The organism is Myroides sp. JBRI-B21084 (assembly GCF_030545015.1).
Taxonomy (GTDB): Bacteria; Bacteroidota; Bacteroidia; order Flavobacteriales; family Flavobacteriaceae; genus Flavobacterium.
Genome location: NZ_CP120653.1, coordinates 723487 through 735776, shown reverse-complemented (window position 1 = coordinate 735776; position 12290 = coordinate 723487). Strand labels below are relative to the sequence as shown.

Below are 12290 nucleotides of genomic sequence, written 5' to 3'. Positions count from 1 at the left end.
ATATGAAAAACATAATTTTATTTTTACTGCTATCAATTTCAGTATTTGCTCAGAAAAGTCAACTAAAAAATGGCGATTTATTATTTATAAATATCGATTGTGGCCCTATGTGTAATGCCATAAACGCTGTTACAAACGGATACAACAACAACGATTTTAACCACATGGGGTTAGTATCTACAACCAATAATAACGATTTTTTTGTGTACGAAGCAATTGGCGAAGCAGTAGTAAAAACACCTTTAAACGTTTTTTTAAAATACACCAAAAGCACTGTTTATGTAGGTACTTTAAAGCCAAAATACACATCTCTTATCCCTAAGGCTATTGCTTTTTGTGAAACAAATTTAGGTGTACCTTATGATGATGATTTTTTATATAACAACGGTAAGTATTATTGTTCTGAATTGGTGTACGATGCTTTTAAATTCGCCAATAAAAACAAAGCTTTTTTTAAGTTGTTTCCAATGACATATAAAGAACCTAATTCAAACCAATTTTTCCCAATTTGAGTAGATCATTTTAAAAAACAAAACATAAATATACCCGAAGGAAAACCAGGTTGTAACCCTGGAGGTATGAGTTTAGACAAAAAAATAGTTATAAAAAAACTACAACTATAAATAATAAAAGGTTTGCAAATTTGCAAACCTTTTATTTTAAACTAATATTGTTCTAAAAAGTAATTTAACAAATCGGTAGTAGTAACAATACCAACCAACTCGCCATCGTTTTCAACTACTGGTAACGAATGAAAAGTTTCTTTAGATAAAATCTCAACAACTTCTTTAACAGTTGTTTCACTAGTTACCGTTAAAGGCGTTTTAGCCATTACTTGTGGTATAGTAAACATATCGTAAACAACTGCTTCAACATCTTCTTCACCTTCGGTAACATCGGCATAACTAATTTTTAATAAATCAGAATAACTTAAAACACCCACAATCTTTTTACCTTCAACAACAGGAATATGTCTAATACCGTGTTTTTTAAACATTTTCTCTGCTTCGTAAAGCGATTGATTAATGGTTAACGTTTCTAAATTAGTTGTCATAATTTGCGATACTGGAACTCTTTGTTTCATAATAATTCTGTTTTAATTTATGTTTATTTTAATAGAAAATTGCTTCATTTCTAAAACAAAACTACAAGGGTAAACCAATAAAAAACATGACAAATCACATTGCTTTTTAAAATAAATTTTCGTAAATTTAAGTAGGGTTTGTGTGTCTTTTTAAGTTCAACAATACAATTTGTTAAATAAAAGTCAATTAAAAAAACAATTACAATTATTCTTTAATTTTGAATTGTTTTATATGTACACAATTTAAATATGGGATTTAATTATATAGAAATTGAACGTGTAACAAAGCTTACAAAAAAAGAATTTATTGAAAATTACTACAAAAAACAAAAACCGGTAGTAATTACAAATCAAATCGAGGATTGGCCAGCGTTCACAAAATGGAATTTAGATTTTATTAAAGAAATTGCTGGTAATAAAACCGTACCACTTTACGATAGCCGCAAAACCGATTATACCAAAAAAGTAAACGAACCCGATTTTAAAATGACAATGGCAGAATATATTGACATTTTAGAAAAAGGACCTACTGATTTGCGTATTTTTCTATACAACCTAATGAAAGATGTTCCATCGTTAAAAAATGATATGCGCTGGCCCGATTTAGGTTTACGCTTAATAAAAAGTTTGCCATTGGTGTTTTTTGGTGGTGAAGATGCAAAAGTTTTTATGCATTACGATATTGATTTATCAAACATTTTTCACATACATTTTAGTGGAAATAAACAGTGTGTTTTGGTTGATCCTGCGCAAACAAAATACATGTATCGTTTGCCATATTCGTGGATATGCCATGAAGATATAAATTTTGACAATCCCAATTTTGAACGTTTTCCTGCGTTACAAAAAATCACACCTTATAGAACCAATTTACAACATGGCGAAATGTTATACATGCCCGAAGGTTGGTGGCATTATATGAAATATTTAACTCCTGGTTTTTCATTAAGCTTACGTGCATTACCTGGCAAACCTAAAAATTTATACAATGCCGTACGCAACATTGCTTGTTACCGTTTGTACGATAATTTTATGCGTAAACGCAACGGCCAAGAATGGTTAGATTATAAAGATGATGTGGCCATAAAACGAACCAATGCTTTGTTAAAATAGAAAAACGCAGCTTAATTGGCTGCGTTTTTTAGTATTTCTATCATTTCAATTTGCATAGCTACACCTTTATCGTTGTTGTACCAAATTTGCAATCCTTCTTTGGCTTGTTCATTAAAGCTCCCAAATGTTTCTTTTAAACGGTTTACTTCGTTTTGTGCGGCAACTGCACGTGGTCCCCATGTAAATAATTCAGTTGCTAAATCTTCAGAAACAGCAATTAATTTAGGAATTGATCTTCCGCCATTTGTTAAATATTTTTGCATTAAAGCATCGTTATCATCACGCAAAACCAAACGTAAATCTATCAAAGGGTTTAAAGCGGCTATTTTTTGCAAAACAGGTACACTTTGTGCTGCATCGCCACACCAGCTTTCGGTAAGTACAATCCAATATTGTTTTTTAGTAATTTGCTTCGTTAGGTTTTCTAATTCAGGAAGAATTGTTTGAGTTTTATCTAACCGCTTCATACGTGCACGATTTAATTTTGTAAAATCGGTTAACATTTGATTTTGCTCGTGGCCTGTTGATGCGCTTTCGGCAATTTTTTCATCAATCAACAATAAATAATTGTTATAGTTTATTGAATTTGCAACAGCTTGTTGAAAAATTGTTTGCATAATTTTGTATTTTTATACAAAAATAACCAATTAACGTTACAAAAAATAATGAAAAACAATTCAACTGTTTTTGGTTTAGCACTTTCGGGTGGTGGCCATAAAGGAATTGCCCATGCAGGTGTGCTTCATTTTTTAAACGAACAAAACATTTTTCCCGAAATAATTTCAGGAACGAGTGCAGGATCAATAGTAGGTGGGTTGTATGCTAACGGCATGAAACCAAAAGAAATTTTACAATTTTTTAAATCGGTTAGTTTATTAAGCTGGACGCATTTATCGTTTAAAAAAGCTGGCTTTTTAGACGCAGATCAATTTGGTATTTATCTTGAAAAAGTTTTTGGCAACAAAACCATTAAAGAATTAGATTGTGAATTATACATTTCGGCAACAGAAATGGAGCGTGGCAAACTAAAAATTTTTCATAAAAACACAAAAATTGTTCCAGCTATTTTAGCTTCAAGTGCATTTCCAGGAGTATTTTCACCAGTTGTAATTAACAATAAAATTTACAGCGATGGTGGCATTTTAAACAATTACCCTGTAAACACTATTCAAGGTCGATGCGATTTTTTAATTGGTTGTAATGTAAATCCATATTTGCCTCAACAGTCATCTAAATTTACTTCGATAAAATCAGTTGCCATGAGGGCTTTTGAAATAATGATGATGCAAAACACCTACCCCCAAAATGAATTATGCGATTGGCACATTCAACCCGATGCATTGGTAAATTACAGTACCTTTGAAACATCAAAAAAAAGAATGGATGAAATTTTTGAAATTGGGTACGAGCAAGCAAAGGTCGACTTTGAAAAAATAAAAGATAAATTGCCTTAAGCTTTTTTAAACAATAGCAAAAATAATATATTTGCAAATAAATTTTCCCTCAGTATGAAATACAAAAGAATACTTCTAAAATTAAGCGGCGAAGCTTTAATGGGCGATAACCAATACGGCATTGACCCAAACCGTTTAGCCGAATACGCACAAGAGATTAAAAAAATAGTAAATTTAGGTGTTGAAGTAGCCATTGTTATTGGTGGAGGAAACATTTTTAGAGGCGTAGCGGGCGCAAGCAAAGGTATGGATCGTGTACAAGGCGATTACATGGGAATGTTAGCAACTGTAATTAACGGAATGGCTTTACAAGGCGCTTTAGAAGACGCAGGAATGCTTACGCGTTTACAAACTGCTTTAAAAATTGAAGCAATTGCAGAGCCTTACATTAAAAGAAGAGCTGTACGCCATTTAGAAAAAGGACGTATTGTAATTTTTGGTGCCGGTACTGGTAACCCCTATTTTACAACCGATACCGCTGCCGTTTTAAGAGGTATTGAAGTAGGTGCCGATGTAATTTTAAAAGGAACACGTGTTGATGGTGTGTACACTGCCGATCCTGAAAAAGACCCAAATGCAACTAAGTACGAAAACATTTCGTTTGCCGATGTACTAGAAAAAGGTTTAAATGTTATGGACACAACAGCATTTACGCTTAGCCAAGAAAACAACTTACCAATTGTTGTTTTTGATATGAACAAAGAAAGTAATTTATTAAAAGTGTGCCAAGGCGATAACATTGGTACAACCGTTTACTAATAAAAGATCATTAATTATGACAGAAGAAATTAATTTTATAATAGACGAAGCAAAAGAATCAATGAACGGTTCTATAGACCACTTAAATAAAGCTTTGTTAAACATTCGCGCAGGTAAAGCAAACCCACAAATGTTAGGTGCTGTGTTTGTTGATTATTATGGATCGGCAACGGCTTTATCACAAGTTGCAAATATTAATGTACCCGACCCACGTACTTTAACTGTTACCCCGTGGGAAAAAAACATGTTGCAACCTATTGAAAAAGCAATTATGATTGCTAATTTAGGATTGAACCCTATGAATAACGGCGATATGATTATTATTAACATTCCTGCTTTAACGGAAGAACGTCGTAAAGATTTAGCAAAACAAGCTAAAACCGAAGCAGAAGATGCTAAAATTTCAATTCGTAATGCACGAAAAGACGCAAATACCGATATCAAAAAACAAGAAAAAGAAGGTACTTCTGAAGATATTTGTAAAGATGCCGAAGATCGCATTCAAAAATTAACCGATGCTTATATTAAAAAAATAGATGACATTTACGCTGAAAAAGAAGCTGAAATAATGAAAGTATAATTAAAAGCCACTCAAAAAAGAGTGGCTTTTATTTCTTAAACACCTTTTTTTTCTAGCATAACTTACAACCAAATATGTATTTATCAAACAATCAAACAAAAATTTTTTGTTTAGAAAGTGTTCCAGTTGTGAACGATTTTCACCAAAGCAGCATTTTTCCTATTTTAGAACAATTGGTAAAAAACCACGCTATTGTTAACGTGTACAAAGCTATTGATGATATAGAAGGTTTTGAAAACAGCTTAAATACTTTGCTTTATGAAGATAGAAACTTTAAAGACTATGATTTGTTGTATTTTATATGTGAAGGCAGTGAAAATGAAATTTTAATTAATGGCTATTTATATACGTTAGAAGAAATTGCGGAATTGTTTGAAGGTAAATTATCAGGAAAAATTCTACATTTTGCTAATTCAAAAAGTTTAAACCTTACAAGTGAAACGGCTCAATATTTTTTAGATGTTACGGGCGCTAAAGCAATATCGGGTTATACAAATACACACCAGATGAGCAGCCAAATGTTAGATTATTATTTTATTGCGCAACACGTACATTTTAGCAACGTAACCGAACTTGTTGAAAATCTTTTTGAGAAACATTACAGCTTATGTATTAATTTAGGTTTTCATTTATATTATTAAATTTTGTTATTATTGTTTAAAACGATTTTTAAAAAAATGACATTATATAATTGTTTTACTGGTTAATTAACTTCAATACACTAAAATGAACTTATTAAAAACACTTTTTCTGTTTATTACTTTTATTCTTATTGTTGGGTGCTCATCAAATAAGTTAACATTTACAAATAAAGTTTTGTATAAAACAAATAGCCTTATTATCACAGAAGTTGCACCTAATGTATATGTACATACATCGTTTTTACAAACTACAAATTTTGGTAATGTACCTTGTAACGGAATGATTGTTTGCAATAAAAATGAGGCCATTGTTTTTGATACTCCTATCAATAATCAAACTTCAGAAGAATTAATTCAATACATTAACACTAAGTTAAAAAGCAAAATTAAAGCAGTTGTACCTACTCATTTTCATGTTGATTGCTTAGGTGGATTAAACACTTTTCACAACCATAAAATAGCTTCAATTGCACACATTAAAACCATTGCATTAGCCAAAGAACAAAAGGCAACCATTCCTATCAAATCGTTCGAAATAGAAGAAAAAATATCATTTGGGAACGATTTTGTTAAACTTTATTTCTTAGGAGAAGGCCACACAAAAGATAATATTGTTGCATATTATCCAGCTAAAAAAGTTTTATTTGGCGGTTGTTTAATTAAAGAGTTAAATGCTGGTAAAGGAAACTTAGCAGACGCAAATGAGATTAAATGGTCTGAAACTGCAACCAAGGTAAAAAAACAGTTTAAAAATGCTAAAATTGTAATTCCAGGTCACGGAAAAGTAGGTTCAACAAAATTAATAGATTATACCATTAAACTATTTAAAACTAAATAATGCAATACGTTTATATACATGGCTTTGGCACAACCGGTGCTAACAGCACAAAATTTAAAAAAATAGCTGCACATGCACTTGCCAAAAAAGCACATGCTATTGCTTTAGAATGGAACGAAAAACAACCCGATGTTTTAAACCAACTCATTAATCAATTAAACCAACAAATAAATTGGAACGAACCTGTTTTACTAATTGGTTCTTCAACTGGGGGTAATTTTACGTATCAGCTACTAGAACAATTTCCCAATAAAAAAATAAATTTTGTATTGATTAATCCTTTACTAAATGTTGAACAACGCAGAGTTGACAATCATTTTTTCCCACTAATGTTAGCAAATCAATTAAAAAATCCGTCTGAAAATTTATCAAACGGATTGGTTTTATTAGGTAAAAACGATGAAATTTTAGATTATAATTACACCTATGAAAAATTGCACAACAAAAACAAAATAATTACTGGCGATTGGAACCACACTTTAAGCGATTTAAATTCAACCGACTTTTTACAATTTATTGATGCTGGTTGGCAAATATAACATCTAATTAAAATTAAGCTTTATCATCGGCCGATGGCCCGTAAATACCCGGTACCGGAATATCTAACAAACGCATATAAACCGTAAGTTGACCGCGGTGGTGCACTAAATGATTGTTCACTATAAAACGCAATGCACCAATTTTTGGCAACGAAACAATTACGTGCTCACCCGATTTTAAAGTCCAATTTCCAAAAACAATTTCTTCGTTCATTTGTTCAATAATTGCCTTATTTTTTTGAAGATTGTTTTCTAACGTTTGCAACAATTCTTCAACAGTTGTTGCGCTTGGTTTTGTATAATCGGTATTAAAATCAAAAACATCTTTGGTTAAAACAAAATCAACCCAATTGTGCAATTCAACAATATGGTTTGTTAATTCAGCCACACTCATTGATTTTTCATGTGGTTTATAACTAAAACTTTCATTAGTTAACTTGCTAATAATGCGTTTTGTATTTGCGTTTTCGCGCTCTAATTCTATTAAAATTGATTGTTTAATGCTCATTTTTATATTTTTTAATGTGTTGAAACCACTTTTAATCCAACAATAGATCCAATTAAAGTAAAAATAAAAAACATGCGCCAAAAATCGGCTGGTTCTTTAAAAAATAAAATACCCATTGCTACCGAACCTACAGCACCTATACCACTCCAAACGGCATAAGCAGTACCCAAAGGCAAGGTTTTACCAGCTCTTATTAGTAACGCCATACTTATGGTAACACTTATTAAAAAACCAACATACCACCCATATTTTTCTATTCCAGTTGCTGTGTTTGCCCTGCCTATACAATAAGTAAAAGCTACTTCAAACAAACCACCAATAATTAGTAAAATCCAATTCATTTAGTAAAATCATTTGTTTCAAAGATATAAAATCTAAGTGTGCAGCTGTATTAAATTTATACCGTTAAACAATCAAAAAAAATTGTATTTTTGCAAACTGTAACAATGCATACCAAATTATAGCAATATAAATAATGAAACATACTAAGATTAAAGATCTTTTAGCAGGATCAAGTCTTTTACAAGAAGTAGTAGCAAAAGGTTGGGTTCGCAGTTTTAGAAACAACCAATTCATTGCTTTAAACGACGGATCAACCATACACAACATACAATGTGTTTTAGAATTAGACGCATTTCCTGAAGAAACCATTAAACGTGTAACAACAGGCGCAGCAATTTGCGTAAAAGGTACGTTGGTTGAAAGCCAAGGTAAAGGGCAAAAGTACGAAATACAAGCCAATTCGTTAGAAATTTTAGGCGATAGCGATGCTGAAAAATACCCTATACAACCTAAAAAACACTCTTTAGAATTTTTACGCGAAAACGCACATTTACGCATACGTACCAATATGTTTGGTGCAATTATGCGCGTGCGCAGTACACTTTCGTTCGCAGTACATAAATATTTTCAAGACAACGGATTTTTCTATGTAAACACGCCAATTATCACAGGTTCTGATGCCGAAGGTGCTGGTGAAATGTTTCAGGTAACATCGTTCCCGTTAGATGGATCGGCTCCAAAAAATGAAGACGGAAGCATTAATTACAAAGAAGACTTTTTTGGTAAACATACCAATTTAACCGTTTCCGGTCAGTTAGAAGCCGAAACTTACGCAATGGCTTTGGGGCAAGTATATACATTTGGACCAACATTTCGTGCTGAAAATTCAAACACTTCACGCCATTTAGCAGAGTTTTGGATGATTGAACCTGAAGTTGCTTTTAATAATTTAGACGATAACATGGATTTGGCCGAAGATTTCATCAAATTCGTTATTAAATACACGTTGGAAAAATGCGAAGACGATTTAAAATTGTTAGAAACGCGTTTAATTGACGAAGAAAAAGCAAAACCGCAAGCCGAACGCTCTGAAATGAGTTTAATTGAAAAATTAAACTTTGTTTTAGAAAACAACTTTAAACGTGTTTCTTATACCGAAGCTATTGATATTTTAAAAGCATCAAAACCAAACAAAAACAAAAAATTTCAATATATTATTGACGAATGGGGTGCCGATTTACAAAGTGAACACGAACGTTTCTTAGTAGAAAAACACTTTAAATGTCCGGTAATTTTGTTTGATTATCCTGCAAAAATCAAAGCATTTTACATGCGTTTAAACGAAGACGGTAAAACCGTACGCGCTATGGATATTTTATTCCCTGGTATTGGCGAAATTGTAGGTGGATCACAACGTGAAGAACGTTATGATGTGTTGGTTGAAAAAATGAACGCACTTAATATTCCTGAAGAAGAATTATGGTGGTATTTAGACACTCGTAAATTTGGTTCGGCAGTACACAGCGGCTTTGGTCTAGGTTTTGAACGTTTGGTATTGTTTGTAACCGGAATGACTAACATACGCGATGTAATTCCATTTCCTAGAACACCACAAAACGCAGAGTTTTAATAAATCTTTATACGTTTTAAAGCATATTAAGTTTGACACAACACTAATTATTTGTTATTTTTGAATAAATTAGTTTGTGTCAAACTTTTTTTATTAATAAAGTTATAACAGGCATTTTAAAATGTTAAAACAAAACTTACAGTTAAAATTATCGCAAAAACTATCGCCGCAGCAAATTCAGTTAATGAAACTGATACAATTGCCTACGCTTGCCTTTGAACAACGTTTAAAAGAAGAATTGGTAGAAAACCCTGCCCTAGAATCTGGGAAAGAAGACACCATTGAAAACGATGAATTTCAAGACAATTCTGATGATTACGATGATTACGACAACGAACATATCGATACCGAAGATATTAACATCGACGATTATTTAAGCGACGATGAAGTACCCGATTATAAATTAAAAAGCAATAATTACAGTGATGATGATGACGATACATTTATGCCAATTGAAGCACAAATTAGTTTCCATCAAAGTTTAATTGAACAACTAAACACCTTTATTTTAAATGATGAACAGCGTGTAATTGCCGAATTTTTAATTGGTAGCATGGACGATATGGGCTACATACGCAGAGATATTCAAGATATTGTAGACGATATGGCGTTTACCCAAGGTGTTTACACCAGTGAAGAACAAGTACAGCATATTTTAGAAAGCATTATTCACGAATTAGAACCAAGTGGCGTTGGTGCACGTGATTTACAAGAGTGCTTATTACTGCAATTACAAAGTAAAACTCCTAATGAATCAGTTGATTTAGCAAAGGATATTATTGAAAACCAATTTGATGCGTTTACAAAAAAACACTACGATAAGTTGTTACAAAAATACAATGTAACCCAAACGCAACTTAGAAAAGCTATTGATGAAATTGAAAAATTAAATCCTAAACCAGGGGGTAGTTTTTCTGGTAACGCACGTGCTGTTGAACATATCATTCCTGATTTTACAGTAAAGGTTGACGATGGCGAAATTGAATTATTCTTAAACAGCCGCAACGTACCCGAATTGCATGTTTCTAAAGATTATCAAGAAATGTTGCAAACGTATAAAGAAACCAATCAAAAATCGGCAGCACAAAAAGATGCAGTACAATTCATTAAACAAAAATTAGACGGTGCTAAGTGGTTTATCGATGCCATAAAACAGCGTCAAGAAACACTTTTTGTTACAATGAGCGCTATAATTGATTATCAAAAAGAATACTTTTTAGATGGCGATGAAACCAAAATCAGACCTATGATTTTAAAAGATATTGCCGATAAAATTGGTTTAGATATTTCAACTATTTCACGAGTTGCAAACAGTAAATACGTAGATACGCCCTATGGCACTAAATTAATTAAAGAATTTTTCTCTGAAGCAATGGTAAACGATCAGGGTGAAGAAGTTTCAACCATAGAAATTAAAAAGATTTTGCAAAACATTATAGAAGATGAAGACAAGCAAAAACCTTTACCCGATGATAAACTAGCCGAAATGTTAAAAGAAAAAGGCTACCCTATTGCACGAAGAACCGTTGCAAAATACCGCGAACAGTTAGATATTCCGGTGGCGCGAATGCGTAAAAAGATATAATGAAAATAACGGCAAAAATAATATCTTTTATTTTTCATCCTGTTTTTATACCAACTATGATAACAGGATGTTTTTACTTTTTAAATGTTGATTTTTTTTCAAAAACAGAACGCCTTGTAGCTACTGGTCAAGCTTTTTTAATGACCTTTTTACTACCTGTTTGCATTTACTTTTTTTTAAAATCGTTAGGTTTGCTAAAATCATCTGTTATGGTGTCTGATGTTCGCGAACGCAACGTACCTATTTTTATAAATATTGTTATTTTAAATATATTAATATTTAAAATTTGGGCCGAAATAGCAAATAGTGCCTTAAAATTGTTTTTTGTAGCCTACTGCATTTCCTATTTCATTTTATTACTTAGCGCACTTTTAAAACGTAAATGCAGTGTACATATAGCCAGTTTATGCTGTGCTATCCCCTTATTTATAAATCAGGCTACAACTTATTACCTTAATCCGTTTTTTGTATTACCTGCATTATTAGTATTGATTGGCATGGTAGCATCGGCACGTTTGTATTTAAACGCACATACTAGCGTAGAAATTATTGTTGGCGCTTTAATTGGCTTTACCCCTAGTTTTATTTTGTTTTATAGTATGTAAAACATCAAACCAAGATTTATCATATTAAAATAACTTTTGTGATCAATTGCATTTTTACTATATAAAGGTTTAAAACCATAATATGCATAAAAATTCCAAGTATTAAAACCTGCTGATACGTAAACACCTATATTTGATTTTGTAAAATAATTAGAATTATTAACACTAAAACTTCCTAAGTCGCCTTTGTATTTTGAATTTGAATTTAACAAATAGCTGTATTTAATACCACTGTAAATACGCCAAAACTTATGCGAATGTACCTTAGATGTTCGCCAACGAAATTCAATCGGTATTTCAAAATAAGTAAGCTTTTCAACATTTTTTTCAGGATTATTATCAATTTGAAACGCATTATTTGTAAATGCTAAATTGTGTCGTAAATTATAAAAAGCAAATCCTAAGCCTGGCGCTATTGCAACAGTGCGCTGTTTATTTAAAGGAAAATCGCGCAGAAAACCAAAATTAGTTCCAATGGAAATACTTCGTTGTAGCACGTTTTCTGGTTTATTGATTAAAAGTGAATGTGTTATTCCAACATAAAATTGATCTTCGCGGTAATATGGATCGGTCACTTTTATGGTTCGTTCTAAAATAGGCAAACTATCAGTAGCTTGAGCAAATATGTTTGTAAAGAACAAAATTGCAAGTATGTTAAAAAATATCTTCATA

16 protein-coding genes are annotated in these 12290 nt (G+C 31.9%); 11 read left to right on the top strand and 5 right to left on the bottom strand.

What is annotated here, in order from left to right; translation table 11 throughout:
- Positions 1-2 precede the first annotated feature (2 nt).
- Positions 3-512 carry a YiiX/YebB-like N1pC/P60 family cysteine hydrolase gene (locus tag P3875_RS03615; RefSeq protein ID WP_303444894.1) on the top strand — a complete coding sequence of 170 codons (510 nt, stop codon included), beginning with the start codon at positions 3-5 and terminating at the stop codon, positions 510-512.
- A gap of 152 nt (positions 513-664) precedes the next feature.
- Here the strand turns inward: P3875_RS03615 and P3875_RS03610 are convergent, their stop codons facing one another.
- Positions 665-1084: a CBS domain-containing protein gene (locus tag P3875_RS03610; RefSeq protein WP_303444893.1), complete on the bottom strand. Its 420-nt coding sequence runs from the start codon at positions 1082-1084 to the stop codon at positions 665-667.
- Between the two features lie 249 nt (positions 1085-1333).
- On the opposite strand from P3875_RS03610, the gene P3875_RS03605 reads away from it, so the two are divergent.
- Positions 1334-2197 carry a cupin-like domain-containing protein gene (locus tag P3875_RS03605; protein WP_303444892.1) on the top strand — a complete coding sequence of 288 codons (864 nt, stop codon included), beginning with the start codon at positions 1334-1336 and terminating at the stop codon, positions 2195-2197.
- An 11-nt stretch (positions 2198-2208) separates the two neighbouring features.
- Here the strand turns inward: P3875_RS03605 and P3875_RS03600 are convergent, their stop codons facing one another.
- Positions 2209-2814: a thioredoxin family protein gene (locus tag P3875_RS03600; protein WP_303444891.1), complete on the bottom strand. Its 606-nt coding sequence runs from the start codon at positions 2812-2814 to the stop codon at positions 2209-2211.
- Between the two features lie 48 nt (positions 2815-2862).
- Here P3875_RS03600 and P3875_RS03595 point away from each other — a divergent pair, with 48 nt between their 5' ends.
- The 6 genes from P3875_RS03595 (at position 2863) to P3875_RS03570 (ending at position 7008) form a co-directional block, all read left to right on the top strand.
- The gene (locus tag P3875_RS03595) at positions 2863-3651 is read left to right on the top strand and encodes a patatin-like phospholipase family protein (protein ID WP_303444890.1); all 789 of its coding nucleotides are present in this window, start codon (positions 2863-2865) and stop codon (positions 3649-3651) included.
- A gap of 54 nt (positions 3652-3705) precedes the next feature.
- Complete coding sequence (pyrH, locus tag P3875_RS03590) at positions 3706-4410, top strand: UMP kinase (protein ID WP_303444889.1); 705 nt, start codon at positions 3706-3708, stop codon at positions 4408-4410.
- A 16-nt stretch (positions 4411-4426) separates the two neighbouring features.
- On the top strand, positions 4427-4990 hold the full coding sequence (gene frr / locus P3875_RS03585) for a ribosome recycling factor (RefSeq protein ID WP_303444888.1): 564 nt from the start codon (positions 4427-4429) through the stop codon (positions 4988-4990).
- A 74-nt stretch (positions 4991-5064) separates the two neighbouring features.
- Positions 5065-5631 carry a DUF6642 family protein gene (locus P3875_RS03580; protein WP_303444887.1) on the top strand — a complete coding sequence of 189 codons (567 nt, stop codon included), beginning with the start codon at positions 5065-5067 and terminating at the stop codon, positions 5629-5631.
- A gap of 85 nt (positions 5632-5716) precedes the next feature.
- Positions 5717-6469, top strand: a complete 753-nt coding sequence (gene bla, locus P3875_RS03575; RefSeq protein ID WP_303444886.1) for a subclass B1 metallo-beta-lactamase — start codon at positions 5717-5719, stop codon at positions 6467-6469.
- Positions 6469-7008, top strand: a complete 540-nt coding sequence (locus P3875_RS03570) for a YqiA/YcfP family alpha/beta fold hydrolase (protein ID WP_303444885.1) — start codon at positions 6469-6471, stop codon at positions 7006-7008. The genes bla and P3875_RS03570 overlap by 1 nt, the downstream gene beginning before the upstream one ends.
- A 13-nt stretch (positions 7009-7021) precedes the next feature.
- Here P3875_RS03570 and P3875_RS03565 read toward each other — a convergent pair whose 3' ends face one another.
- Both P3875_RS03565 and P3875_RS03560 read right to left on the bottom strand, forming a co-directional pair.
- Positions 7022-7516 carry a DinB family protein gene (locus P3875_RS03565; RefSeq protein ID WP_303444884.1) on the bottom strand — a complete coding sequence of 165 codons (495 nt, stop codon included), beginning with the start codon at positions 7514-7516 and terminating at the stop codon, positions 7022-7024.
- Between the two features lie 11 nt (positions 7517-7527).
- Entirely contained in the window at positions 7528-7857 is a 330-nt protein-coding gene (locus P3875_RS03560) for a DMT family transporter (RefSeq protein ID WP_303444883.1), read from the bottom strand.
- Positions 7858-7991: 134 nt separating this feature from the next.
- Between P3875_RS03560 and asnS the strand changes: the two genes are divergently transcribed.
- The 3 genes from asnS to P3875_RS03545 all read left to right on the top strand — a co-directional run bounded on the left by asnS (position 7992) and on the right by P3875_RS03545 (position 11618).
- Positions 7992-9428, top strand: coding sequence for an asparagine--tRNA ligase (asnS, locus tag P3875_RS03555; RefSeq protein ID WP_303444882.1), 1437 nt, complete (start codon positions 7992-7994; stop codon positions 9426-9428).
- A 121-nt stretch (positions 9429-9549) separates the two neighbouring features.
- On the top strand, positions 9550-11013 hold the full coding sequence (rpoN, locus tag P3875_RS03550; RefSeq protein ID WP_303444881.1) for an RNA polymerase factor sigma-54: 1464 nt from the start codon (positions 9550-9552) through the stop codon (positions 11011-11013).
- Complete coding sequence (locus P3875_RS03545) at positions 11013-11618, top strand: hypothetical protein (RefSeq protein ID WP_303444879.1); 606 nt, start codon at positions 11013-11015, stop codon at positions 11616-11618. The genes rpoN and P3875_RS03545 overlap by 1 nt, the downstream gene beginning before the upstream one ends.
- Here the strand turns inward: P3875_RS03545 and P3875_RS03540 are convergent.
- Positions 11606-12289 carry a porin family protein gene (locus P3875_RS03540; protein WP_303444878.1) on the bottom strand — a complete coding sequence of 228 codons (684 nt, stop codon included), beginning with the start codon at positions 12287-12289 and terminating at the stop codon, positions 11606-11608. The genes P3875_RS03545 and P3875_RS03540 overlap by 13 nt on opposite strands.
- Position 12290: the final 1 nt, after the last annotated feature.

Excerpts from the sequence above, each read along its gene's own strand:
- P3875_RS03545 (WP_303444879.1), top strand. The coding sequence starts at position 11,013 with ATGAAAATAACGGCAAAAATAATATCTTTTATTTTTCATCCTGTTTTT.
- P3875_RS03565 (WP_303444884.1), bottom strand. The coding sequence starts at position 7,516 with ATGAGCATTAAACAATCAATTTTAATAGAATTAGAGCGCGAAAACGCA.
- P3875_RS03600 (WP_303444891.1), bottom strand. The coding sequence starts at position 2,814 with ATGCAAACAATTTTTCAACAAGCTGTTGCAAATTCAATAAACTATAAC.
- pyrH (WP_303444889.1), top strand. The coding sequence starts at position 3,706 with ATGAAATACAAAAGAATACTTCTAAAATTAAGCGGCGAAGCTTTAATG.
- asnS (WP_303444882.1), top strand. The coding sequence starts at position 7,992 with ATGAAACATACTAAGATTAAAGATCTTTTAGCAGGATCAAGTCTTTTA.
- frr (WP_303444888.1), top strand. The coding sequence starts at position 4,427 with ATGACAGAAGAAATTAATTTTATAATAGACGAAGCAAAAGAATCAATG.
- P3875_RS03605 (WP_303444892.1), top strand. The coding sequence starts at position 1,334 with ATGGGATTTAATTATATAGAAATTGAACGTGTAACAAAGCTTACAAAA.
- P3875_RS03595 (WP_303444890.1), top strand. The coding sequence starts at position 2,863 with ATGAAAAACAATTCAACTGTTTTTGGTTTAGCACTTTCGGGTGGTGGC.
- rpoN (WP_303444881.1), top strand. The coding sequence starts at position 9,550 with ATGTTAAAACAAAACTTACAGTTAAAATTATCGCAAAAACTATCGCCG.
- P3875_RS03580 (WP_303444887.1), top strand. The coding sequence starts at position 5,065 with ATGTATTTATCAAACAATCAAACAAAAATTTTTTGTTTAGAAAGTGTT.
- P3875_RS03570 (WP_303444885.1), top strand. The coding sequence starts at position 6,469 with ATGCAATACGTTTATATACATGGCTTTGGCACAACCGGTGCTAACAGC.
- P3875_RS03610 (WP_303444893.1), bottom strand. The coding sequence starts at position 1,084 with ATGAAACAAAGAGTTCCAGTATCGCAAATTATGACAACTAATTTAGAA.
- bla (WP_303444886.1), top strand. The coding sequence starts at position 5,717 with ATGAACTTATTAAAAACACTTTTTCTGTTTATTACTTTTATTCTTATT.
- P3875_RS03540 (WP_303444878.1), bottom strand. The coding sequence starts at position 12,289 with ATGAAGATATTTTTTAACATACTTGCAATTTTGTTCTTTACAAACATA.
- P3875_RS03560 (WP_303444883.1), bottom strand. The coding sequence starts at position 7,857 with ATGAATTGGATTTTACTAATTATTGGTGGTTTGTTTGAAGTAGCTTTT.
- P3875_RS03615 (WP_303444894.1), top strand. The coding sequence starts at position 3 with ATGAAAAACATAATTTTATTTTTACTGCTATCAATTTCAGTATTTGCT.